Origin of the sequence: Pacificibacter sp., assembly GCF_039769035.1 — a bacterium.
GTDB lineage: Bacteria > Pseudomonadota > Alphaproteobacteria > Rhodobacterales > Rhodobacteraceae > Celeribacter.
The window spans coordinates 1-22,905 of record NZ_JBDMZG010000143.1 but is presented as its reverse complement, the minus strand read 5'-3'; the positions used below and the strand labels follow the sequence as shown (position 1 = coordinate 22,905).

General features: G+C 54.1%; 21 protein-coding genes. 7 read left to right on the top strand and 14 right to left on the bottom strand.

From position 1 onward, the window contains the following. From ABF287_RS12390 to arfB, 3 genes are all read left to right on the top strand, one after another. The coding region (locus ABF287_RS12390; protein WP_347185315.1) for an esterase-like activity of phytase family protein at positions 1 to 530 on the top strand (530 nt) is incomplete at its 5' end. Between the two features lie 90 nt (positions 531 to 620). Continuing rightward, entirely contained in the window at positions 621 to 1,262 is a 642-nt protein-coding gene (locus tag ABF287_RS12385; protein WP_347185314.1) for a queuosine precursor transporter, read from the top strand. A 369-nt stretch (positions 1,263 to 1,631) separates the two neighbouring features. Beyond that, on the top strand, positions 1,632 to 2,048 hold the full coding sequence (gene arfB / locus ABF287_RS12380) for an alternative ribosome rescue aminoacyl-tRNA hydrolase ArfB (protein WP_347185313.1): 417 nt from the start codon (positions 1,632 to 1,634) through the stop codon (positions 2,046 to 2,048). 159 nt (positions 2,049 to 2,207) lie between these two features. On the opposite strand, the gene ABF287_RS12375 is transcribed toward arfB, so the two are convergent. Beyond that, on the bottom strand, positions 2,208 to 3,056 hold the full coding sequence (locus tag ABF287_RS12375) for a DUF3800 domain-containing protein (protein ID WP_347185312.1): 849 nt from the start codon (positions 3,054 to 3,056) through the stop codon (positions 2,208 to 2,210). Continuing rightward, positions 3,056 to 4,348, bottom strand: coding sequence for a nicotinate phosphoribosyltransferase (gene pncB / locus ABF287_RS12370; RefSeq protein WP_347185311.1), 1,293 nt, complete (start codon positions 4,346 to 4,348; stop codon positions 3,056 to 3,058). The genes ABF287_RS12375 and pncB overlap by 1 nt, the downstream gene beginning before the upstream one ends. Positions 4,349 to 4,635: 287 nt before the next feature. Here pncB and ABF287_RS12365 point away from each other — a divergent pair, with 287 nt between their 5' ends. Beyond that, complete coding sequence (locus tag ABF287_RS12365; protein ID WP_347185310.1) at positions 4,636 to 5,082, top strand: hypothetical protein; 447 nt, start codon at positions 4,636 to 4,638, stop codon at positions 5,080 to 5,082. A 567-nt stretch (positions 5,083 to 5,649) separates the two neighbouring features. Here ABF287_RS12365 and ABF287_RS12360 read toward each other — a convergent pair. Continuing rightward, positions 5,650 to 6,684, bottom strand: coding sequence for an RHS repeat-associated core domain-containing protein (locus tag ABF287_RS12360; RefSeq protein WP_347185309.1), 1,035 nt, complete (start codon positions 6,682 to 6,684; stop codon positions 5,650 to 5,652). Between the two features lie 211 nt (positions 6,685 to 6,895). Further along, a complete protein-coding gene (gene pncA, locus ABF287_RS12355; RefSeq protein WP_347185316.1) occupies positions 6,896 to 7,492 on the bottom strand; it encodes a bifunctional nicotinamidase/pyrazinamidase in 597 nt (198 codons plus the stop codon). A 129-nt stretch (positions 7,493 to 7,621) separates the two neighbouring features. On the opposite strand from pncA, the gene ABF287_RS12350 reads away from it, so the two are divergent. Continuing rightward, positions 7,622 to 8,539 carry a rhodanese-related sulfurtransferase gene (locus ABF287_RS12350; RefSeq protein WP_347185308.1) on the top strand — a complete coding sequence of 306 codons (918 nt, stop codon included), beginning with the start codon at positions 7,622 to 7,624 and terminating at the stop codon, positions 8,537 to 8,539. Here ABF287_RS12350 and ABF287_RS12345 read toward each other — a convergent pair. Further along, on the bottom strand, positions 8,536 to 11,553 hold the full coding sequence (locus ABF287_RS12345) for a hypothetical protein (RefSeq protein WP_347185307.1): 3,018 nt from the start codon (positions 11,551 to 11,553) through the stop codon (positions 8,536 to 8,538). The genes ABF287_RS12350 and ABF287_RS12345 overlap by 4 nt on opposite strands. 172 nt (positions 11,554 to 11,725) lie before the next feature. On the opposite strand from ABF287_RS12345, the gene ABF287_RS12340 reads away from it, so the two are divergent. Next, the gene (locus ABF287_RS12340) at positions 11,726 to 12,469 is read left to right on the top strand and encodes a glycosyltransferase family 2 protein (RefSeq protein ID WP_347185306.1); all 744 of its coding nucleotides are present in this window, start codon (positions 11,726 to 11,728) and stop codon (positions 12,467 to 12,469) included. A 4-nt stretch (positions 12,470 to 12,473) separates the two neighbouring features. Here ABF287_RS12340 and ABF287_RS12335 read toward each other — a convergent pair whose 3' ends face one another. The 8 genes from ABF287_RS12335 to ABF287_RS12300 form a co-directional block, all read right to left on the bottom strand. Continuing rightward, on the bottom strand, positions 12,474 to 13,340 hold the full coding sequence (locus tag ABF287_RS12335; RefSeq protein ID WP_347185305.1) for a glycosyltransferase: 867 nt from the start codon (positions 13,338 to 13,340) through the stop codon (positions 12,474 to 12,476). Between the two features lie 132 nt (positions 13,341 to 13,472). Further along, entirely contained in the window at positions 13,473 to 14,561 is a 1,089-nt protein-coding gene (locus ABF287_RS12330; protein WP_347185304.1) for a glycosyltransferase, read from the bottom strand. Between the two features lies 1 nt (position 14,562). Beyond that, positions 14,563 to 15,600: a hypothetical protein gene (locus tag ABF287_RS12325; RefSeq protein ID WP_347185303.1), complete on the bottom strand. Its 1,038-nt coding sequence runs from the start codon at positions 15,598 to 15,600 to the stop codon at positions 14,563 to 14,565. After that, positions 15,588 to 16,820: a glycosyltransferase gene (locus ABF287_RS12320; protein ID WP_347185302.1), complete on the bottom strand. Its 1,233-nt coding sequence runs from the start codon at positions 16,818 to 16,820 to the stop codon at positions 15,588 to 15,590. The genes ABF287_RS12325 and ABF287_RS12320 overlap by 13 nt, the downstream gene beginning before the upstream one ends. A 41-nt stretch (positions 16,821 to 16,861) precedes the next feature. After that, positions 16,862 to 17,593 (bottom strand): hypothetical protein, encoded by a 732-nt coding sequence (locus tag ABF287_RS12315; protein WP_347185301.1) that lies wholly within the window; start codon positions 17,591 to 17,593, stop codon positions 16,862 to 16,864. Positions 17,594 to 17,597: 4 nt separating this feature from the next. Beyond that, positions 17,598 to 18,494 carry a glycosyltransferase gene (locus ABF287_RS12310; RefSeq protein WP_347185300.1) on the bottom strand — a complete coding sequence of 299 codons (897 nt, stop codon included), beginning with the start codon at positions 18,492 to 18,494 and terminating at the stop codon, positions 17,598 to 17,600. A gap of 65 nt (positions 18,495 to 18,559) precedes the next feature. Next, on the bottom strand, positions 18,560 to 19,246 hold the full coding sequence (locus ABF287_RS12305) for an ABC transporter ATP-binding protein (RefSeq protein WP_347185299.1): 687 nt from the start codon (positions 19,244 to 19,246) through the stop codon (positions 18,560 to 18,562). A gap of 1 nt (position 19,247) precedes the next feature. Continuing rightward, positions 19,248 to 20,432: a hypothetical protein gene (locus tag ABF287_RS12300; protein WP_347185298.1), complete on the bottom strand. Its 1,185-nt coding sequence runs from the start codon at positions 20,430 to 20,432 to the stop codon at positions 19,248 to 19,250. 109 nt (positions 20,433 to 20,541) lie between these two features. Between ABF287_RS12300 and ABF287_RS12295 the strand changes: the two genes are divergently transcribed. Continuing rightward, complete coding sequence (locus ABF287_RS12295; RefSeq protein WP_347185297.1) at positions 20,542 to 21,348, top strand: ABC transporter permease; 807 nt, start codon at positions 20,542 to 20,544, stop codon at positions 21,346 to 21,348. A gap of 82 nt (positions 21,349 to 21,430) precedes the next feature. Here ABF287_RS12295 and ABF287_RS12290 read toward each other — a convergent pair. Continuing rightward, on the bottom strand, positions 21,431 to 22,905 hold a 1,475-nt coding region (locus tag ABF287_RS12290; protein ID WP_347185296.1), incomplete at its 5' end, for a toprim domain-containing protein.

Genomic DNA, 22,905 nt, shown 5'->3' with positions numbered 1-22,905 from the left:
GCTTTGAAGGCGTGCATCGGGTCTGGCGCTACGTGACACCGTCACAGCGCGCCTTGGACATAAAGCGACACCCAGCGTTCAAGGACATGCAACGAAATTCCTCGCTGGAAGCCCTCGCGATCACACCCCAAGGCCACCTTTTGACTCTTCCAGAGCGATCCGGCGGTGAAACCAAACCATTCCCAGTGTATCGGTTTGACGGCAAAAATTGGGACCTGCCCTACACCATCCCCCGCCGTGGCAACTATCTGCCGGTCGGCATGGATGTCGGCCCAGACGGCAAACTCTATCTTCTTGAGCGCTGGTTCCGTGGCATCGGCTTCTCTTCGCGCGTCCGCCGTTTCGAATTCGGTGATGGCGCACTGACAAACGAAACCACACTCATCGATTCCAGCCTCGGGGCACATGACAATCTCGAAGGCATCTCCGTCTGGCACGATGGCGAAAACATCCGCCTCACCATGATTTCTGATGACAATTTCAAGCCCTTTCAAATCACCGAATTCGTCGAATACCGCGTGACAGATTAAGCTTGATCTCCCTTTTTTTATTGGTTAGACGCCCCCATCGTCTCATTCGAGGCCGAGTTGCCGTCACCTTCGATAAAAAACGGATTTATCATGAAACACATCCTTCCTGGCATTCTTGCCATGGCCGCCATTGTTGTGGCCTCTAACATCCTCGTTCAATTCCTCATTCTTGACGGATTGCTCACATGGGGCGCTTTTGCTTACCCGTTTGCTTTCCTTGTCACCGATCTTATGAACCGCCTGTATGGCCCCAAAGATGCGCGTAAAGTGATCTATGCGGGCTTCATCGCGGGCATCATTTGTTCCCTTATTGGCACGCAAATTATCCTGCAAGGTGAAGGGTTTACCTACCCTGCCGTGGCTTTGCGTGTTGCCATCGGGTCCGCCACTGCTTTCTTGATCGCACAGCTTGTTGACGTGTTTGTCTTTGACAAATTGCGGACCGGCACATGGTGGAAAGCCCCCCTCGTGTCGTCCATCATCGGGTCCGCTTTGGACACGGCGATCTTCTTTTCAATCGCTTTTTCCCAATCAATTCAAATATTTGGCGAAAATGCGGATATGGAAATCAACTGGGCGTGGGAAGCTGCTCCCTTGCTCTTGTCCGGCCCTGACGCCCCACTTTGGGTCACCTTGGCTTTGACCGACTGGTTTGTAAAACTTGCCCTCGTCTTAATCGCGCTTGTGCCTTTTCGCATCATTTTGCAGCGCGTTCACACAGATGTCGTATAATTTTACTTGCTATATACTAAATCTATGGCACCATCATCTTATCGGCAAACAATCGAAAGGAGGTGGACCAGTGTCTAGAGTTATTATGGTGAATGAGGTCAAGACAGTCGGGGGGGCCGCCGCTTAGAGGCAAACCTGTGAGCGAAACACCCCTGATTGGGCAACCTAACTGGCCCATTTCCTAAAATTCTCGAAGGGTTGTCTGATCTAGGCAACCCTTTTAGATTTTCGGCCTCTTTTAAAAACTTACACGACTTTGTGGCGCGTCTTTGCAAATGTTGTACAGTTTGGCCACCTGTCACTTTACATGTTTTAAAGGTGTCAGGCACACAGCCGCCGCCACATCGCCACAAAACCACGGAACTCACCATGTCCCTGCGCATCACCGAGACCATCGAACTGGCCGATTGGGAGCTGTCTGAAAGCTTCATGCGCGCCTCTGGTCCGGGGGGGCAGAACGTCAACAAAGTGTCCTCGGCGGTGGAGCTGCGGTTCGAGGCCGAACGCTCCCCCAACCTGCCGCCCGCCGTCAAAATCCGCCTGCGCAAACTCGCAGGCCGCCGCTGGACCAAAGACGGCGCGATCATCCTGCAATGCGATGAAACACGGTCTCAGGTGCGGAACCGAGAACTCATCCGCGAACGCCTTGTCGCCCTGATCAAACAAGCGACCGAACGGCCTAAATTTAGGGTCAAGACCAAACCGACCAAAGGGTCAGTTCGGAGGCGTTTGGATGGGAAGAAGAAGCGCGGAGAGATTAAGGCGCTTAGGGGGCGGGTGGAATAGTGCCCGCCTAACGTCCGAAAGGTTATCATAAATGTAGCAGTACAAAAAGTGAACGCGCACTTAAATTACTTGCGCCACTAAGTCAAGGGTGTATATAAGGTACATGAGCCCTGTTTTGGCCGAAGCATCTAGTTCCACTAGTTGTATTTATGTAGGTCATTACGGGGCTTTCCCTTTCACCACAGTTTCATCGATTGTGTGTTGTTTTGGCTTGAAACGCCAATGACGGTATGGATGTGACCATTTATCTGATGGTCCTTTCGCTTGGCCTGTCGAATTACCAATGTTGAAATTTGGATAGATAGCACGAATTTGGGCGTTCATTCTTTTGTAAAGTTTCTCTTTCGCAATTGTCCTCTTGCCTCGCCTTTGGGCACCCACCGGTTTAATTTTGTGAAGATCATTAAGTCTGAAATGCATTGAGCCAAGAATAACGTCAAGACCTTGCAGAACTACGTGTTTGCTAGAATCGACTTCGGCGATCTGCTGCTTTGGAATGTGAATTCCCATATCCCGAAATCCATTAGTCTGAGGTATCTCTGAAAGCATTGTTTTGAAATTGTCGCACTTTGCTTTCGTGTCAGGTAAATCGTCCAGCAGTAGACTAAAATAGACGCGATCAATTCGGTTGGGGTTGCTGTATTTTATTCCAAAAGAATGCTTAACCAGTTGATAATATAAAAGAAAATACCCTAGATCCTGCTGCTCAGCGTTTAGCACGGGGCGATACATATTATGGGTGAACATGATGCGGATTTTAATTCGACCACTTTCAATGAATGAAAAGTAAAAATCCATAAACTCTTCATATTTCTCGAGATAGTTTGCCGTAACTTTTGTCCACTTGATTTCACCAGTGAGATTCAACTCTTCCTTCTTGGAATTGAGAGCTTCCTCAATAGCCTCTCGGTCTTGCGCTTTGATGAGTGCACCTCCGTAGAAGTTCGAAAAATGCGCACCCTTCTTCGAAGACTCGTCGCAGTAGATGATGTAGTGGCGCTTTGCCATTAAACCACAACCTCCTGCGCAACCTGCTCGCCCACTCCAAACACCCGCTTATACCGAGCAACCTCATCCGCTGGGCCCATGGCCTTGTTCGGGTTGTCGGACAGTTTCACGGTGGGGCGGCCATTGGCTTCCACGGCTTTACAGACAATTGAAAACGGCGCGAGGGCGTTGTGTTCGGTGAGGCCTCGGAAGTCATTGGTCAGCAGGGTGCCCCAGCCGAAAGATGTGCGCACGCGGCCTGCGAACTGGCTGTGCAACTCGATGATTTTATCGGTGTCCAAGCCATCTGAGAAAATCACCAGCTTTTGGGTCGGGTCTTCGCCCCGTTCGGTCCACCATTTAATAGCGGTTTCAGCGCCTGTGGCGGGATCACCGGAATCGATGCGGATGCCCGTCCAACCCGCGAGCCAATCGGGGGCGCCCGCAAGAAAGCCCTTGGTGCCGTAGGTGTCGGGCAGGATGATGCGCAGGTTGCCCTCATGTTCTTCGTGCCAATCGGCCAGCACGTCATAGGGGGATTGGCGCAGGGCGGTGTCATCCTCGGCCAGAGCGGCGTAGATCATCGGCAATTCATGCGCGTTGGTGCCCACGGCTTCCATGTCACGCTTCATCGCGATGTGGCAATTGGAGGTGCCCGCGAAACTATCGCCCAAGCCCTCGGTCATCGCTTGGACGCACCAGTCTTGCCACAGATAGGAATGCCGACGCCGCGTGCCGAAGTCAGCGATTTTGAGGTGTTCAAGCGGGCGGAGCTGTTCGATTTTGCCCCAAAGCTGGGTCATGGCACGGGCGTATAACACCTGCAATTCGAACTTGCCCATGGGGCCAAGCACAGCACGGGATCGCAGCTCCATCAGGATAGACAAAGCGGGGATTTCCCACAGCATGACCTCGGGCCAAGTGCCCTCGAACGTCAGCTCATATTGGCCATCGACTTTGTCCAAGTGATAGGGCGGCAGGGAGAGGTTTTCGAACCACTCCATAAAGTCGGGGCGAAACATCTGGCGTTTGCCGTAAAAGGTGTTGCCACGCAGCCAAGTGCTTTCGCCACGGGTCAAAGACAGGGTGCGCACGTGGTCCAGCTGTTCGCGCAGCTCGCCTTCGTCGATCAGATCCGCCAAGCGGATGGATTTGGAGCGGTTGATCAAAGAGAAAGTCACCCGCGTATCGCGCTTGTTGCGGAACACGGATTGGCACATCAGCAGCTTGTAAAAATCGGTGTCGATCAGGGACCGCACGATGGGGTCGATCTTCCATTTGTGATTGTAAACCCGCGTCGCAATATCAACCATCTGAAGGCTCCCTGTGATATAGGGTCGTTAAAGCAGGCAGGCGTGGGGTTTGGCAAGACAGGTAGACGATTTGCGAAGATTTACCCCTTGGATTTACCGCTGTGGCACCTGACGGATATGCGGAACTGGGGTGCTCGGAATTTGGCTCACGCCGCGTGTTTTGAACTGAAATCAAGTGAGAGAACCAGCAGACGTCTCGCTGTGAGAGGCTGCACTTTCGGCCCATAGCCGACATTGGCTCTTGCTCATCGTGCTGCGTTGCAGCTTTGCATAATCGGACATTGCGTTTGCCGCTAACCGATTGCACACCTGTGGCGCGCGAGGTGTTTGGGCAGACCTACACCATCCGCTATCAAGACGTTGCGGGGATGGTGGATATCTATACCGCCTCGCCTGCGCTGTTGACTGCGGTGGGGATCGATGCGGATGGCTTTATTGCGGCCCGCGCGCGGGTTTTGGAACGCTGGCCCAATGGCACCCGCCCCGCGACGGTTGAGCAGTCTTTGGCTTTGATCGAGGCCGAACTTGGCCGCGCGATTGGGGGCGAGGACGGGCTGCGAGATGTGTTGACGCAGCGCTCTGGCAAAGCGGTTTTGGATCCGGTGACGATGGCTGCGGGTTTGCGTGGGAGGATGGATGTGGGGGCTGAGGCTGGGGTTTTAGCGCGACGCGGGAAGCAGCCTGAGCGGGTGGTGGTTGATATCAGCCACAGTCAAATTCTAATTGGTCACTAAATACTCATTCCGTTGCGCAGCCAAGGCCAGACCCAACGATCGATTAAAGAGACATTCAACTCTGATTGTCCACTCCGTTGCTCGCACGCACCGTCAACCGAGCATTGCTCGAATTCAACATGAATTTGTGTTGCTGTCCGCGGAAGGTTAACATTTCCAAGAATCAGTTTGGACGAGTTTTTATTGACCCATAACTCTGTACGTGAACCTCCGCTTCTACAAGTTATGTGATCTACGCTTCGGTGTACTTGGTGTCTTTCTCCCTGTTGCGTCTCGTACCAGACAGTGACGGCGCCAACGCATGGCATTGTTTCGGAGTCTATCGTCAAGTAGACTTTGAGATGAAAAGGTGATCCAACATGAGCTGTGCCAAACAACGCGCGGTCGGGCGCATGATAGCTTGGATCAATAAGAATTCTCGTCAAATCACCGGCTACTTTTGGTTCTGGTTCCCAAAAGCTATAGCCTGTTTCGTGAACCATTGCTAAACCGACAAACACAACCACGCACGCAGCCACTGATATTTGCCATACTTTAACGCCATTCATCGCCAAATCTCCAATTTTTCTATTCGTCGTTTTGCGAAAATAGCTTTGATAGCCACGACCCTAGCCCCCCACTAGTCCTCGTGTACGATCTTGGTTCTGCGTCGAAGCTATAATTTCCGCCCGTGTTTGAGGTGGGTACACCGCCAGAATATGTTGTGACACCCAAGCGGTCCAAAGGAGTTGTCGGATCATCCTTGGCGTTGCCGAATGGATAGTATGGGAGCATGTCAACCAGAAAATGTCCTGCACCCGTTGCAACTGTTGTTGGTAAATTTTTATCTGGGTCATAGCGTACCCCGTTCCAAGTCCCTCCGTTTAAAGAATCTGTACGAAGATCTTCATCCTGCCCGTAGACGGCTTCACTATTTCCTTTCACAAACTTCACTTGCCCCTGAATTTTTCTACCTTTGCTATCAAAACCAAGATTGTGATAAACAGCTTCTTCCCTAGGCCTCTCAATCCACCCTTCGCCGGGCGAGCCGTCGATAAGCTTCGGAGGAGCAATTTCATTATTTGCATTCCTTTCAAAGTGCGCGGTCTCTGCGGTTTTAAGTACTCGCAATCCCATCGATACGTGGCCAATGGGAGTAGTGGGTTCATATTTATATGCCCAATTTGGTATATCATCAAGAATGCTTTTATTCCCGTTCGGATCACTCAAGTTCACCGGATCATTGAAGCTGTAGCTGTACCGATTGGTCCCAACGCCCTGCATTGTTGGATCGAACCAATCGGGTTGGATGAACATGCCCAAACGAGGGTCGTAGTAGCGGGCGTTGAGGTATTGCAGGCCAGCGTCGGCGTCGAAGCGTTCGCCGATGAAGCCTTTGGTCTCCGCTGCAGCGTTGAGTTTGAGGACGGTGTCATTGGCCTCGCCAAACGGTTCATAGGTTGACCGCTTGACCTTTTCCCCCGCCATATCGGTGATCATTTTGATCGAGCCAAGTTGGTCTTTGTGCAGGAATTCCCGCACACCGTTCACACGGCGCACGTTGGGGTGCTGGTAGGTGATCACGGTCTCGCCGGTTCCCGTGCCAAAGTTTTGGATTTCCACTGGGCCGAAGTAGACTGTTTTTTCTGGTGTGCCAGATCCCGTTTCGGCTTTGGATGCACGAGTGCCGTCGGGCCAATAGACGTAAGTAGTTGTGTCGCCGCCCGCCGTGACGCTCAGAGGGCGGTTCTAGACATGGACGGCTAGTGCCAATGGCGGCCTATCAAAAACGGATGCCCGAAATTCTATTTGCAGCTAAAGTCTGCTTTCCGCCCTAAGCAACCTCCACGCCCAATGCCGTCATTTCCGTGCGGGCGGTGGCTTCGGTTTGCGCGTCAATCGCGCGGCAGAGGTTGGTGATCACCGTGGTTTTGAACCCCAGTTTGGCGGCGTCTTGGGCTGAATAGTTGACGCAGTAGTCTAGGGCGAGGCCGACGATTGTCACGGTGTCGATGCCGCGCGCGCGTAGGTAGCCCTCAAGCCCTGTGGGTGTGGTTTTGTCGTTCTCAAAAAAGGCGGAATAGCTGTCGATGGCGGGGTTGTAGCCTTTGCGGATGATCAGATCGCCGTGGGTGCGCAGGTCTGTGTGAAAGGCGGCGCCCTGTGTGCCTTGGATGCAATGATCAGGCCACAAGACTTGTGTGCCATAAGGTGCTTCATAGGTGGTGAACGGGTCTGCGTTATGGCTGGCCGCAAAGGAACTATGGCCTTCAGGATGCCAATCTTGCGTCAAGATCACCGCTGAGAATTCATCCATCAACGTGTTGATGCCCGCAACGATCTCGTCGCCGCCCGCAACTGCCAGCGCGCCACCGGGGCAAAAGTCGTTTTGAACATCGATGACAATCAAAGCTTCGTTGGTGGGGCGCATCGTGTAACCTTTCATCATTTGGCTCATTTGGACCTTGCGCTGCGGGCAAGGTCAAGCCTGCAGTTTGCATGGATGGGCGCGGCAACCAACCGCACTTGAAATGCTACGTTTTGAGGCGTATTTGGGGGCATGTTTACAGTATGCGCCCTATATCACTTCACCCGTTTTGAAACCCCTGCCGACATTCAAGGTCCGCTTTTGGAGCTTTGTCAGTCCGAAGGGATCACGGGATCTTTGCTGCTTGCCAATGAAGGGATCAACGGCACTGTCGCGGGACCGACTGCGGCTGCGATTGATAAGGTGATCGCGCATATCCGTGCTCTGCCCGGCTGTGCGGATTTCGAATACAAACTGTCGACAGCGCAAGACCAGCCCTTTGGCAAAATCAAAGTGCGGCTTAAGAAAGAGATCGTCACGATGGGTCAGCCCAATGTCGATCCGCGCGCGGCCGTTGGCAACTATTGCACGCCTGAGGAATGGAACGAATTGATCTCTGCCCCTGACGTGGCGGTGATTGATACGCGCAATGATTACGAGGTGGGCATTGGCACGTTTCAGGGTGCGATTGATCCCAAAACGCCGACCTTCCGCGATTTTCCGAAATGGTGGGAAGAGAACAAAGATCGGTTCCACAACAAGCGTATTGCGATGTTCTGCACCGGCGGCATTCGCTGTGAGAAATCCACGAACTACTTGATGCAGCAAGGCGTCGAAGACGTGTATCACCTCAAGGGCGGTATCTTGAAATACCTCGAGGAAATGCCCGAAGAGAAAAGCATGTGGGAAGGCGAATGTTTCGTCTTTGATCAGCGCGTCTCTATCGGCCACGGATTGACTGAAGGTCCGCACGAACTGTGCCATGCCTGCCGTCGCCCGATTTTGCCCGAAGACAAAGAGCGCGCCGAATTTGAACTGGGTGTGTCCTGCCATCAATGCGCCGACGAATTTGACGAAGATCGCAAGAACCGCTTCCGCGAGCGTCAAAAGCAAATGGCCTTGTCACGTGAGCGCGGCGAACGCCACTTGGGGCGCACACGGCTCGCCTAAAGCAACAAGATATCGATATCACTGTAATCGCTGAGCGACAGGTCGTGCAACGTGATGGTATTGGCGACATCGCTTTCCATATAGGTAAGTTGCAACGCCCCCTCAGCATTGGTGCCCGTTGTGAGGGTTTCCACACTAAACCCATTGATATCAAAGACCAACGTGTCTTGAGTGAGATCGAAATCAAGCACATCGTCGTGGCCAAAACTTTGCTGAAAAATGAACTGGTCGGCGCCGGCATCCCCCTTGAGAATGTCATTGCCAAGCCCACCATTCAGCGCATCTTGCCCCGCGCCGCCATACAAATGGTCGCGACCGGCATCGCCGTTTAAGATGTCATCACCGTCTTCGCCGTACAAAAGATCATTGCCATTTTCTCCGAAGATGCGGTCATTTCCGATGCCGCCGTAGGCGCGATCGCCGTCGTCGCCCCCCCAGATCATGTCATCCCCTTCATTGCCGTGCAGCCAGTCAAAGCCCGCATCGCCGTAAACGCGATCATTGCCAGCGTTGCCATCTACACGATCGTCGCCATTTTCGCCGTACACGCGGTCATCGCCTGCACCGCCGTACACACTATCGTCGCCGTCCCCGCCCCACGCGCGGTCACCATGGCGTCCGCCGTAAATGGTGTCGTTTCCTGCGTCGCCATGTATCAAGTCGTTGCCGTTGTCGCCTTTGATGAAGTCGTCGCCAATGTCTCCGCTCAGGTCGTCATTGCCATTGCCGCCATAAATGCGGTCGTTTCCGGCATTGCCATTCATCAGATCGTCGCCATCCTCACCATAAATGAGATCATCGTCATTTTCGCCAAAGATGCGGTCATCACCAATACCGCCATAGGCGCGATCTGCCCCATCCCCGCCCCATATCAAATCGTTGCCTGCATCCCCATGCAGCCAATCGTTCCCACCATCGCCATAAACGCGATCATCGCCATCGTTGCCATCAACCCTGTCATCGCCATTCTCGCCGTAAACACGATCATCGCCATCCTCGCCATACAGCGTATCGTTGCCGTCCCCGCCCCACGCGCGGTCGCCATGTTTGCCCCCCCAAATGCTATCTTGGCCAGTGCCGCCACGAATGGCATCGCGCCCGCTGTCGCCTTTGATAATGTCGTGGCCATTTCCACCTTCGAGATCATCGTTGCCACTGCCGCCGTAGACGCGGTCGTCGCCTTCGTCACCGTTCAAGACATCTTCGCCATCTTCGCCGTACAATAGATCGGCACCGTCTTGACCGTGTAGACCATCATTGCCATCACCGCCGTAGACGCGGTCGCTATCGTCCCCCCCAAGCAACGTGTCATTGCCCGCTTGGCCATGCAGCAAATCACTGCCCGCTTCGCCCTGCAGCACGTCATCGCCTCCACCACCATCGATCGCATCGCTGCCTTCGCCACCGTAAATCATATCATCGCCCAGCAAGCCCATGATGTAGTCACTCAACCTTGTTCCAACGAGCGTGTCGTTTTGAGGCGTGCCTAGAATTTCGCCCACGTTGGAAATGTACGGCCTATCTGGGTTGATGAAATGGGGACCAAAGACGTCGGCGACCGTCAATTCATAGCCGGAGCTCGACAAAATATCCAAACGTTCGGACCCGAACCAAATTGTCATGCCGCCTGACAAGGCCGTCACCTGAAGCTGGTCAGGCGCATAGGTCATGACATAGTCCGACACATCGACGCGATCCACGCCCACCTCAAAATCCGAGATGGTGTCGTTTGCGCCGTCGTCTTTCATCACAAAAACATCCGCGCCAGACCCGCCGTAAAGTTGATCGCTGCCACGCCCATCGCTGAGCACGTCATCACCAGCCAACCCGCGCAGGATATCGTCCCCACCTCCGCCTGCAATCACATCGTTCAGAGCCGTTCCTTCTAAGGTGCTGCTCATCTGATTGTCGTATTGTGGTGCACTCCAAGCCGCAGCATCGAACGCCATTGAGATGACCCCTGCTTGGGTTTCAGACGTCAGGTAAACGAATACATCCTGCCCGCTCAACACGACTTTCAACGACGCCAAATCCACAAGCGGCGCACCATTCCATGCATGGTAGTTTTCGATCAATACAAGTCGCCCACTGGGCAACATTGTAAACAGGCTCACACCAGCATCACCGCCCGCGGCGATGATGAATGGGGTGCCATTCACATCAAACGTTTCAACAAGATTGGCGCGGCCAAACAGCGTGTGCAACGTGTCGAGGACATGGTCGGTCGCAATCAAGCTCCCGTCGAGTTGCAGCTCAAACAGCGACAAAGACTGTGACTCTGAAGAGGCGACGACAACATAGGTGATGCCCTCAAGCGTCAGTGTCGCAAGGTCGGTTGGCGTGCCCAATCCAACGTTTGTTGTGGCCCCACCGCGCCCTGTTTCTTGTGCTGTCTGGGTGTCTGCATCGTAGCGATAAGAAACCACATCCCCCGTTAGATATTCTGACACAAAAAAGAAAACGCTACCGTCCACATAGGCGACTTCAAGATGGGCAATATCCGCTTGAAACAAGTCAATCGTTTGCGCGCTGCCAAGGCTTTCGCCCGCGTCCGTGACAAAGCGCAATTGCACAGAGCCCTCTTCGGTCAGCGTCAAAACCTGTGCGATGCTGCCGTCACTGTCCAAGGGCACCAAGGCAACGATAGCCCCCGCTGTCGAGGTGGTGGCAGGCAAAACGGTCAAGTCGGAGATCACGCCCGCAGCGTCGACAAAATACCCGTAAAAGCTGCCACTATTGCTGGCACCTGTGACGATGAAATCTTTTCCATAAACGGAAATGACAGTGGATTGCACCGTCTGAAAATCACGTGTCCCCGCCTGAAACGCCCGCGACATAATCATGTCCAGCGCCCCGTTTGACGCGACATCGAAAGACGTCATGCCGCCGAATTGCCCATTTAACGCAACAGCGATACGGCCCGATGATCGGTCCAAAAACAGCACTTCGGACACGTCGACGTCAAAATCGTTAACGCCGGTCCCGACCCCCCCCAGATGAACAAAATTTGACATTGGCACCTCACCACTTCCACCACATACAAATTATGTTGGCTTGGTTACCGGTCCCTAACCCAATCATGGCAATACTGAGGCTGATCGTAACAAATCTAATCAAAGTGGAGGGCTTTTGGGCCAACATATGACGGCCCGATTCCCAACGCACAACGAAAGTAACACGCGCTAAGTGCCTAAAATATCTATCATACTTCCTGTATTCAACGCGGAACGCTTTTTAGAGTCCACGCTTGAAACCGTCCTGTCGCAGACCTTTCAGGACTGGGAGCTGATTGCTGTGGACGATGGCTCCACAGATAGAAGTGCACAGATTCTGGAAAGGGCGGCCAGCACCCAAAGTCGCATCCGCGTCTTCTGCCACCCGCTGCGCCAGGGCGCGTTTGCCGCGCGCAACACGGGCATAGATCACGCAAAAGGCGCGTATATTGCCTTTCTGGACGCCGATGATCTTTGGCATCCAACCAAGCTTGCCGCTCAGCTGTCCTTCATGTCGCGCACGGGGCATGCGTTTTGCTGTACCGATTTTGAAGTGATGGACGCGCAGGAAAACACCATTGGGCAAAGGTTTGCCAAGCCACGTGTCGACAAACAACAACTCTTGCTGTGCAACACGATCGGCACCTCTACGGTCATGATATCGCGCGCGCTTATGCAGAAACACAGGTTCCCCGCGTTGGCGCTTCGTCAAGATTATGCCTTGTGGCTGAATATCCTGTCGCACCACCCAGAGTGCACCGGATTGAACGCTGCTTTGGCACGCTATCGCCGCCATCCCGCCTCACTTTCGGCCTCAATATGGCGATCCGCATTGGCGACTTGGGCTGTTTATAAAGAGGTTCCGAACATCACTTGGGCGCGGTCGATTTGGTCCTACGCCAACTATGTGGTGCGCACGGCGATCAAACGGTGCTGAGGCCCTATTGCCGTTCTGGTGTCGCGCCCATCATCAACCGCAGCGTTTCAACAAGCGTGACCAGCCACAAAAGATAAAGCACCAAGATCGCCCGCACGCGCTGCGCATAGGGCACGCGCGCTGCCCAAAACCGGTAGGTTTCTCTCATCGGGGGCGCGAAACCGCGCAACATCCACGCCATGCGACGTATTTTCGTTCCGCAAAGCACCTGCCCCCCACGAATGCGGCGCGCTTTGCGAGTCACACGTTGCCGAGTAACACCCGCATGATGCGCAACCACCGCGCTGGGCGCGAAAGAAATAGCGTAGCCAAGCGTCGCAGCTTTGCGACACAAAGCGGCATCCCCCCCCGACAACCGCGTGGCGTCAAACCCGCCGCACGCCGCCAATGCAGTGCGCGGCACGCACAGATTTGCGCAAGCCGCATAGCCGCGCGCGACATAGCGTTCTTGCGGGATTCCACGCAGCTCATCATAACAAGACCACAGCGTTTGTTTGCGCGCACGCGTCATCTTCACGGCCCCCGCCCAAAGCTGGTTTGGTGCCGAATGAACCGCACCTAACATCACCTCAAGCCACTGCGGATCGGGCATGCAATCTGCATCCGTGAACACAACATGGGTCGCGCGACTGACTGCGATCCCCCGATTGCGCGCAGCATAAGATCCAATTTGCAAGCACAGCTCAATCTGCATATTCCGCGCGAGGCATCCGCGATCAAAGCTTTCTGGCACCGGCTCATTTGCCACTATGATGACCTCAAATTCAGTGTGTGGCAGCGTTTGCGCTTTGAGCGCCGCCAGCAAATCCGGCAACACAGTCCAATGGCGATACACTGGCACGACCACGCTAAGCTTTGGAATTTCATGCATATCTATCGCACCGATCAACTGGGATTGGACACAAGGCCCGTTGCGTCCCACTCTAAAAGACAATGCTTACTGTTTCGTGCAGCGGATTAGATCTTTGCGCGAAATCACATGAAAAATGACCAATGAACGCCACTACGCCAGGTCCAAATAGGCGCGCGCAATCATCTCTGGGTCAAAGCGCCCCAATGACTGCTTCGCATCCGAAGTATCAGTCGGGGTCACTAACACGGTCGCAATTACTTGGGCCAAGGCCGCAACATCCCCCACCGGCACCAAGGTGCCATAAGCACCATTCCCCAAGACCTCCCGTGGGCCAGATGGGCAATCGGTTGAAATCACAGGGCAACCGACGGACATGGCCTCTGCAATTACCATTCCGAACCCCTCCCAATGCGACGAAACAACCAAACAGGCCGCGTCTTTCATATAGTCAGCTGGCGCATCGACGGCGCCAAGGCATTTAATATCCTCCGCGTAGCCCGTCTGGTCGATCTGATGTTGCAAGTCTGCCCGCAAAGGCCCGTCGCCCAAAATAAGCAACCGTACATGGTGATCCGCACGCAGGCGCGCAAACGCAGATATCGCGACATCGACCCCCTTTTGCGCCACCAAACGCCCGCAAATCACCACAACCGGCACCTGTGACGGCGCGCACCATGGATGCGCGGGCGTGGGCAAAACACGCGGGCGCTCCACCGGATTGTAGATGGTTCGCGTTCGCCCCTGTGTCGCGCGGTGCGCCTGTTCCAAATCGCGCGCCACGCCACGAGACACACAGACCAAATGATCGGCCGCAAATGACAGCTTCATCGCGAGCCAAGCGATAAGCCGGCGCCCAAGCGGTTTATGTTTGAAATCAAGACTATGGTGCGTGTGGAACGTCCACACCAATGGCGTTTTGCGCCTGCCTGCCAGAGCGCGCGACACCACTGCCATGGCGCTCATGTAGTCCCGCGCTGTGATGATCAAATCTGGGTTTGATCGGCGCAAAAACCGCGCCAATGTTAGGGCCGCGCCCCGCGTTTTGCCCCCCGCGACAACCACGTTTACGCCTTTGGGCATCGCGCGCAGCGGTGGGCACAAGACGAACATATCGACCCTGCACCCCAAGCGTCGCATGGCGCGGGCCAAAGTGAGAAACACCACACCAATACCGCCCCCATCAAGACTGTCGGTGACAAAACAAATGCGACGTTGGATGTTTGAGTGTGGTTCCTGCATGCTATTTTTTGCTCAACAGATGCGTGGTGAGAAGATGTAAAAATTCAGGATGCAGCGTGTCACCAAAGGCGAGACTGTCGTCGATATCATCCGAAAACAGCGGCTTGTCTGACGCCAAGTGAGGCAAGAATTCTTGCTGCAGAGCTGCGTTATCGGCCACGAATTGATCGTAGAACGCCGCAACATCTGCACTGTCGCTAAACAAAGAGCGTTCGGGCATTTGCGACAGCCGCTGGACCAAACGCCGCGTTATCCGCTTTTTGCCCAAGGCCTCAAAATTCTTTCGGGCGTTCTTTTGCGGCACATGCCCGTTTTGCATCCGTTTCCAGATCACCCAATCGCGCGGCAAGGCCACATTTTCAGAACTCCCAACACGCATCTTGGGCAGCGCAACGCCAATGCCATCGCCAAAGCCCCGCACAATATTGTCTGCGGCGACAAGGTCTTCGAACCGCAGCACATGCAGTTTCTCAAACGCCTTCGCCCACGCGCGCGCTTGCCCGAGATAGTCGAAACGATGCCAAAACCGCTGTCGAAAGTCGGCAAAACTACCTTGGTATTCCGTTGTCTTGATATGCTCTTGATAGAGCGATTGGCTGTATTCAATTTGGCGCCGCACCACCATGACAACCTCAACCTCATCAACGGGAAAATGGTTTCTTAGGTCGCGAATATAGGCATCACGTTTGGGCCAATACTCTGCGCCTGAGGCGGGGATTCGTTGCTGCGCACCTTGATCGTTCAGGCCGATGTGACGAAAGAAGGGCTCAGCGCTGATGATTGTCGCGTCGAAATCCATTGATCTGTGGGCGACTTTTTCAAAAAACTGGCTCGCGTCACGGCGTGTCAGGGCGGCGTGCGCACCGGAAAAGGCATTGGCAATCCCGATGTGCGCGTAATGTGGCGGCCAGCCAATCAGGTCATAATTCGGGTACCAAATGCCGTGTTTTTGCAACTTGCGCCGATTGCGCGCAAGTCCGCGTTGCAGCGACGTGGTGCCCGTTTTATGGGTGCCTATATGCAAGATCAGACGTCCCATTGCGCGTGCCCTATTTTGACAGGGGCGCGCTGGTGATCGGCACTGTCAGAGGTTTGAAGCGCGTGTTCCCACAGATCTGTCACACGCTCCGCCGAGAAATCTGCCGCACGCATGCGCCCCGCCGCACCCATTGCATCGCGCGTTTTAGGCTGCGTCATTAACTGTGACAAAGCCGCTGCAAAATCAGCAATTCTGTCACCGTCACTGGGCACGAAAAGGCCGGTTTGCTCATGGGAGACGATATGGTTAAAGCCCGTGCAATCTTCAAATCCCACGACAGGCAATCCATGCGCGAGTGCCTCGACCACGACAAGGCCAAACCCCTCGAATTTGGCAGGATGAGCAAGGATCGCGGAGGTCGCATACACGTTTTCGATATCCTGCGTATGGCCGCAAAGTTGGACTTTCTCTTCGAGACCCAAATCTGCGATCTGCGCCTTTAACGTATGTTCAAGCGGTCCGACGCCATAGATGTGACAGCGCCAGTCTGGAAAATCATGCTGAATCTGCGCCCAAGCCGCGATCAAAAGGTCATGGCGTTTCACATCCGCCAAACGACCAACAGACACGACCACCTTTTCGCGCATTGCTTCGGTGGAAACCTCTGTGTCCTGCATGCGAGACGCATTTGGCAGGACCATCACCTTTGCGCGCAAGTGGGGGTCAAACCAAGGCACAAATTCTGGCAGCAACGTCCCGATGCCATCAAACCGCTCCAGTGATTTCTTGCGCAGTTTTCGATCAACGGGGTTTGGATCCCAACGCGCAGGGTTTTCGAAATCTTGCGCCGGCACATTGTGCAGCGACGCAAACAAGCGCGGTTTGTGTTTGGTCTTGGCCCAGCCCACCGCAGTGACGGCCGGCGGCAAAAAAGCACACACAACGTCGGGGCGCGTGGCATCAATATGCGCGGCAATGCGTGTGCGAAACCCGTAGTGTTGGCTCATCCATTGCAGTCGCGCGAGACCAGGCACAAACACGCGATTACGATGCATCACCGACCGCAGTCGATCAAACCCACGTCTCAGCCGCGACCGATGTTCATTTCGTGGCCGCAAATTTGCCAAGGTGATACCTTTGCGCAGCGCATAGAAAGGCGCTTTTCCGCGCGGTTCATGTGTCACGATATCAACAGCATAGCCGCGCTCGTGCAGGGCATTCGCCGTATCAATCAACACACGTTCCGCCCCACCGCTGCGCTGGGCAAGCTTGTCTATCACAAAGCAAATCCGTGTTTTTCGAGGCGGGGAAAGCACCATTGTTAGCCTTTCACACGCACATTTTGCGCCAAATCCAACAGGATCATATCGGCCATACGCGCTGCAAAAACGGCGTGCCTGTACGCGCATATCTGCATAGAGGCGTCCGCCATCTTCCGCCACAAACGCGCCACTTTTTTCTGGGCATCATCGCGAGCAATACGAACGCCGCTCTGTGCAAGCTGCCCGATCAAAATCTCCGCAATGTCGCGAATGGCCAGATTTCGCAACACCGATGTCTCGGTACCCTCGGACGTGGGCACTTTTATGTGTTTGGCAATTGTGTCTGAAAACCGCACGCGCGATGGATCAACAGACTTGGCAAGGGCGTCGATAAAACGCGATTGAGCTGTGACGTCTTCAGCGCTGATGTGAAGGCTGTCCAAGACCATCGGCACCACGCGCAACGCATCACCGGAGGGCGCGGCGCACAGACCGTCGAGGAACCGCGCAATCAACGTCACTTGATCAGCATCGAATGACACATCTGGTAAGACAAACAGGGGGTGATGATCTGGCGCATATTCACAGTCAATCGCGCATCCAACGGCCGCTGCCAATCGCGCATCGTCGCGCAACATAAGGTCGCCGTTGTACATTTGGTTGTCCGCTTGCGGCACCCAAGGCGCACTAAAAAGCGTGTAGCCTTGACCGCAAATTTCTTGCAGTTCTTGAGGGCTCAGGGGGCTAGGGGTCAAGATCTCCGACCCGCCAATCAGCATTGCGATTTGCATTCGATTACCCCCGCATCAATGAGGTTTTGAGACGGTACAATGCGTATTTCGGGTCGTTGATAAACGCGTTCAGCTTGTACTGTGCAGCCAAAATGGGGGCTGCATTGTTTGCCGCAAACCGCGCAACCACGAAATCGGATTTGGCACGCACACGGCGGGTGACCTGCGGCCCATACCCCATAAGCGACGCTTTGTGTTTGTTGAAAATGGTGGCGTAACAGGCCCGAATTTCCGAGGCATTGCGCCCAACATCAGACTTTAAATAGCAACAATGCGACGCCGTGCCTTCGGGCGCTACAATTTGCCCACCCACACGTACAAATGAAATGAAATAGTCGAGATCTTGCAAGCGCGGCAGCCGCTCGTCGAAGCGCGAGGTCAGGTTAAACGCAGCCCGCGTGCCCAGCAAAGTCCAAAGATAGGCGCGCAATTTGTCGCCAACAAACAGATCTTTAAGCTGATCGCCCCCGACGTTTTGCTGCACCTTGTAACGCCTGCGGCCTTCCCACTTCCAATCATAGTTGCAGGTGACCCAAATGCTGTCCAAATCAATGCCAGCGTGGATCATTTGATAGATGCAGTGAAATTGTGCCTGAAGCTTGCCCTCATACCAAATATCGCCCGCGTCCAACCATGCCAGAAAGGGCGCCTCAGCCGCGTCGAGCAACGTGTTGCGCGTCACGGGGCGACCTTCGTTTTGCGCGGACTTGATCAGATCGATCTCAAGCGGGCTTGCCAAAATGACCCGTTCCGCCTGCGCCAGTTCATCCGCACAAGACCCGTCATCAACGACGATCACCCGCAGACTGCCGCCCCACGTTTGCCGCGCAATCGAGGCCAGCGATAGATCCAGCCCGTGTGAATCGTTGAAATGCGGGATTAAGACGTCAAGTGTGGCCACCAAATCCGATCCTTGTGTCGAGAATGCAGGTCACATTTTTATGCACCATCAAGGTTAAGGAGAGCTTATTTTCTTCCGGCTTCGACCTGATCTCGCGCGGCATCCATGTTGAATTCATGCACCGTAATTGCGTCTGCAACGTTCGGGAAATATGTCAGCTCGCCATGTTCCAAAACCACTGCGCAATCACACAGCTCGCGGATCATTTTCATATTGTGAGACACAATGATGGCCCCGCTGCGTTTCAATCTGTCGCGCATGACGGCACTGCTTTTGCGCCGAAACGCTGCGTCGCCCACGGATGTGACTTCGTCCACAATATAAGTGTCGAAGGGAATCCCCATCGAAATTGCAAAGGCGAGACGGGCCTTCATGCCGGAAGAATATGTCCGCACAGGCATGTTGAAATTCTGACCCAACTCTGTGAAATCGCGCACAAAATTCACAAGATCATCTGTGTCGATCCCGTAAACCCGCGCCACGAACACAGTATTTTGAACGCCGGTCAAGGCGCCGTGGAACGACCCCGAAAAACCAACGGGCCAAGACACTTTTCCCGCCACCTGCACGGCCCCACTGTCAGGCGCCATCTTGCCAGAAATGATTTTCAGCAAGCTGGTTTTCCCCGCCCCATTGCGCCCCAAAACGGCCAAGCTGCACGCCTTTGGAATGTCCAGCGTCGCGCTGTTTAGAATGGTATGACGCGTCCCGTTGCGTCCAAAAGATTTCGTCAGATTTGTGAGCTGCAGCATGTCACTTGCGATCTCTCAAAGAGTAGTAAACCATCACCACAATTACCCAAGCGAAGAAGGCAAAAAACGCAACGAGTGCCGTGGTTTGAAAGGTCTTCGGATAGGTCGCGCGTTCCGCCGCCATCGGTTTTATATGCGCCGCCAAGTACCTGCTTTGTCGTCGCGCATCCGCATTCGCGAGGTCCAAAGCGGCGAGGGCTTGCACATAGGACTGCTCAGCGAATTCCACCTCAACGCTTAGCTCTTCGTGTTGGCCAATCAGTTTTGCAAAATCTGCATTGGCGTCCGTTGGCCCTGCACCAAAGGCTTCTCGCTCCAACGCGATTTGTTGTTCTATGACACCAATTTTGCGATCAAGCTGTTTCAATCGTGGATCAGCTTCGCGCGCAGACAAGGCCAGCACCCCACGATCCACAAGCGCCTGTGTCAGTTGTGTTTGGAGCCCTTGCAACACCCCCCTTTGCCCTTGGATATTCGCATTGGGGTCAATGACTTGCGTCCGATTTCGGAACTCTGCCAATGTACTGCGAGCGTCTTTCAGGCGCGCGGCAGCCAACGACAAATCTTGTTGGGCATAAGACGTCGCATCGGCGCGGGCGTTTTTAGACAACCCGTTGATCATCGCAGAGCTTTGCGCAAACATTTCTGTCGCCAGAATGACGGCTTTGTCGGCATCGAAAGCGCGTATTTCTACATCCAAAATGCCCGATCGATTGTCATAGGTGACGTCAATCATCCTGTTCCAAAACCTATGCAGATCTTCAATTTCAGGGGCGCTCCCCATGCAAAAAATGACGTCTCGCGGCGTGTCGTTGCATTGAAACATGGACACAAGGTCCAGTTTTTCATCCAAACGACGGACCATTTGTTGGCTTTGGATGAAGTCGTACAAAATTTCGGAATCAGTGCGTTCGGCATTTGAAACTTGCCCCAAACCGCCCAACATTTCGAGCGCAGGAGAAGTCTGCGCACTGCGCACAGAAAACCCAACGCGGGTGACGTATTGATCCTGTGCAAACGCCAAAAGATATGTGAGCGTTCCGACTGTTGGCAGCAAAACAGCAAGGCAAAACAATACGATAATACCATAGTGACGTTTATGCACGCGCGCCGGTCTGGCCACGGGCATCACGAAAACCTGCGCGTCTTGTTGCGGTTCTTGGGGGTCACTATTGGCGTGTTGCACGTCGTTTGCACCTTTGCACTTTGCGAGACCGTCATCGTTCACGGTATGGCAATGTTTAGCGGCACAGTATTGTCATGTGGTAAATGCCCGTCAGATGGCGACCCCACATATGAGTTCATGCAACACAGGGCGCCCCGTGACCGATATTCCGCTTTCAACCGTGCTACGCCAATCGTCCGCGACGATTTCGGCTTTGATGGCGCGTGAAATGGCCACGAACTATGGTAAATCGCCTGGAGGTTATATCTGGGCGGTCTTGGAGCCTGTGGCGGGCATCGCTTTGATGACGGTGCTGTTTTCCATCGCGTTTCGAGACCCGCCAATCGGGATCAGCTTTGCGCTTTTTTATGCGACCGGCATGCTGCCGTTTACGATGTACAAGGACTTGTCTGGGAAAATTGCCAATGCGGTGCACTTTAATGGCAAGCTTTTAAGCTATCCCGCGGTGACCTTCATGGATGCCATTCTTGCGCGGCTTATCTTAAACGTCGTGTCGCAGATCGTCATTTTTGGCATCGTTGTGGGCGCGATTATCGCCTTTTCTGACACCCGCGCGCAACTGGACGCGGGCTACATCGCGGTGGCGCTTGTCGCAACCATCATTCTGTCGTTTGGGATCGGTCTATTCAACAGTATCGTGTTTATGAAATTGCCCATTTGGGAAAACATATGGGCCATTTTGAACCGGCCTATGTTTATGATTTCATGTGTCTTTTTTACGTTTAGTGACGTGCCAGCGCCCTATCAATCCTTGCTGTGGTACAATCCCCTCGTTCATCTGGTTGGACTTATGCGCAAAGGGTTTTATCCCGCATATGACGCCTCATATGTCTCGATGATTTATCTGTTCGGTCCACCTTTGGTCTTGGCCGCCTTTGCTCTGTTGATGTTGCGCAGGTTCGGCAATAGTGCGTGAGTTGCGCCGTTCTAAGTGGGCACAAAAAAGCAACCGCAGCTGTCCGCCACGATTGCTATAATTTCTACGCCGTCGAGTGGGATTAAGCGTCCAAATTCTCGACGTTCAAAGCGTTGTCTTGGATGAACTCACGACGCGGCTCAACAACATCGCCCATAAGCTTGGTAAAGATATCATCAGCCTCGGCAAAATCTTCGATTTTCACCTGTAACAAAGTGCGTGCTTCTGGGTCCAACGTGGTTTCCCAAAGCTGATCGGCGTTCATCTCGCCCAAGCCTTTGTAGCGCTGCAGCGACAGACCTTTTTCGCCCTCTTCCAAAATGGCGTTGAGCAAATCGATCGGACCGTGGATCAGGCTAAACCGTTCCTTGCGCATCAATTGCGATGGATCGTCGTAAACGCCTGCTGTGGCTTGCACTTCTTGGTTAATGCGGCGGGCTTCACCACCACGCAAAATCGCGCCGTCAAGCGTGCGCACTTCTTCAACACCGCGCAGAACACGAGTCAAACGAATGCCAACATCCTGCGTTGGACGACCTTTCCAGCCGCGCTCGAATTCAGGGGCAATCATATCAAGACGCTTGGCGATCAGATCGGCTGTGCCTTGCAAGTCGCCATCAACGCGGCCAGGCTCAAAAGCCCCCGCCAAAGCAGCTTGTTCGATGATGTGACGTGGGTAATGGGTTGGAAAGGCGTCCAGAATGCGCTTAAACGTCCGCGCGCCTTCAACGACACGGGCCAAATCGGCCCCAGCAATTTCTTCGCCCGATTGCAAGCGCAGCACAGCACCGTCAGTACCTTGCTGAATCAAATACTCGTCCATCGCCGCTTGGTCTTTGAGGTAAACTTCAGACTTGCCACGCGCCACTTTGTACAAAGGCGGCTGCGCGATATAGAGGTGTCCGGCCTCGATCAAAGACGGCATCTGACGGAAGAAAAAGGTTAACAACAGCGTCCGAATGTGGGCACCGTCGACATCCGCATCGGTCATGATGACAATCTTGTGGTAGCGCAATTTGTCCAAATTGAATTCGTCGCGACCAATACCTGTGCCGAGCGCCATCACCAAGTTGCCGATTTCTTGCGACCCGAGCATCCGGTCAAACCGCGCCCGCTCCACGTTCAAAATCTTACCACGCAACGGCAAAATCGCCTGCGTCCGGCGATCACGGCCCATTTGTGCAGAGCCCCCCGCTGAGTCACCCTCCACGAGGAAGACTTCGGTTTGGGATGGGTCTTTTTCAGAACAATCCTTGAGCTTGCCTGCCAAGAAGTTCACGTCCAATGCCGATTTGCGGCGTGTCAGCTCACGCGCCTTGCGCGCCGCTTCACGGGCCATAGCGGCCTCGCAAATTTTGCCCACGATCATCTTGGCAATCTGCGGGTTCTCATCGAACCATTCCTTCAGTTTCTCGCCGACCAAGTTCTCAACGGCAGGGCGCACTTCGGACGACACCAGTTTGTCCTTGGTTTGTGACGAAAACTTCGGATCCGGCACTTTGACGGACAACACACAGGTCAACCCTTCGCGCGCATCATCGCCCGTGAAGGTGATTT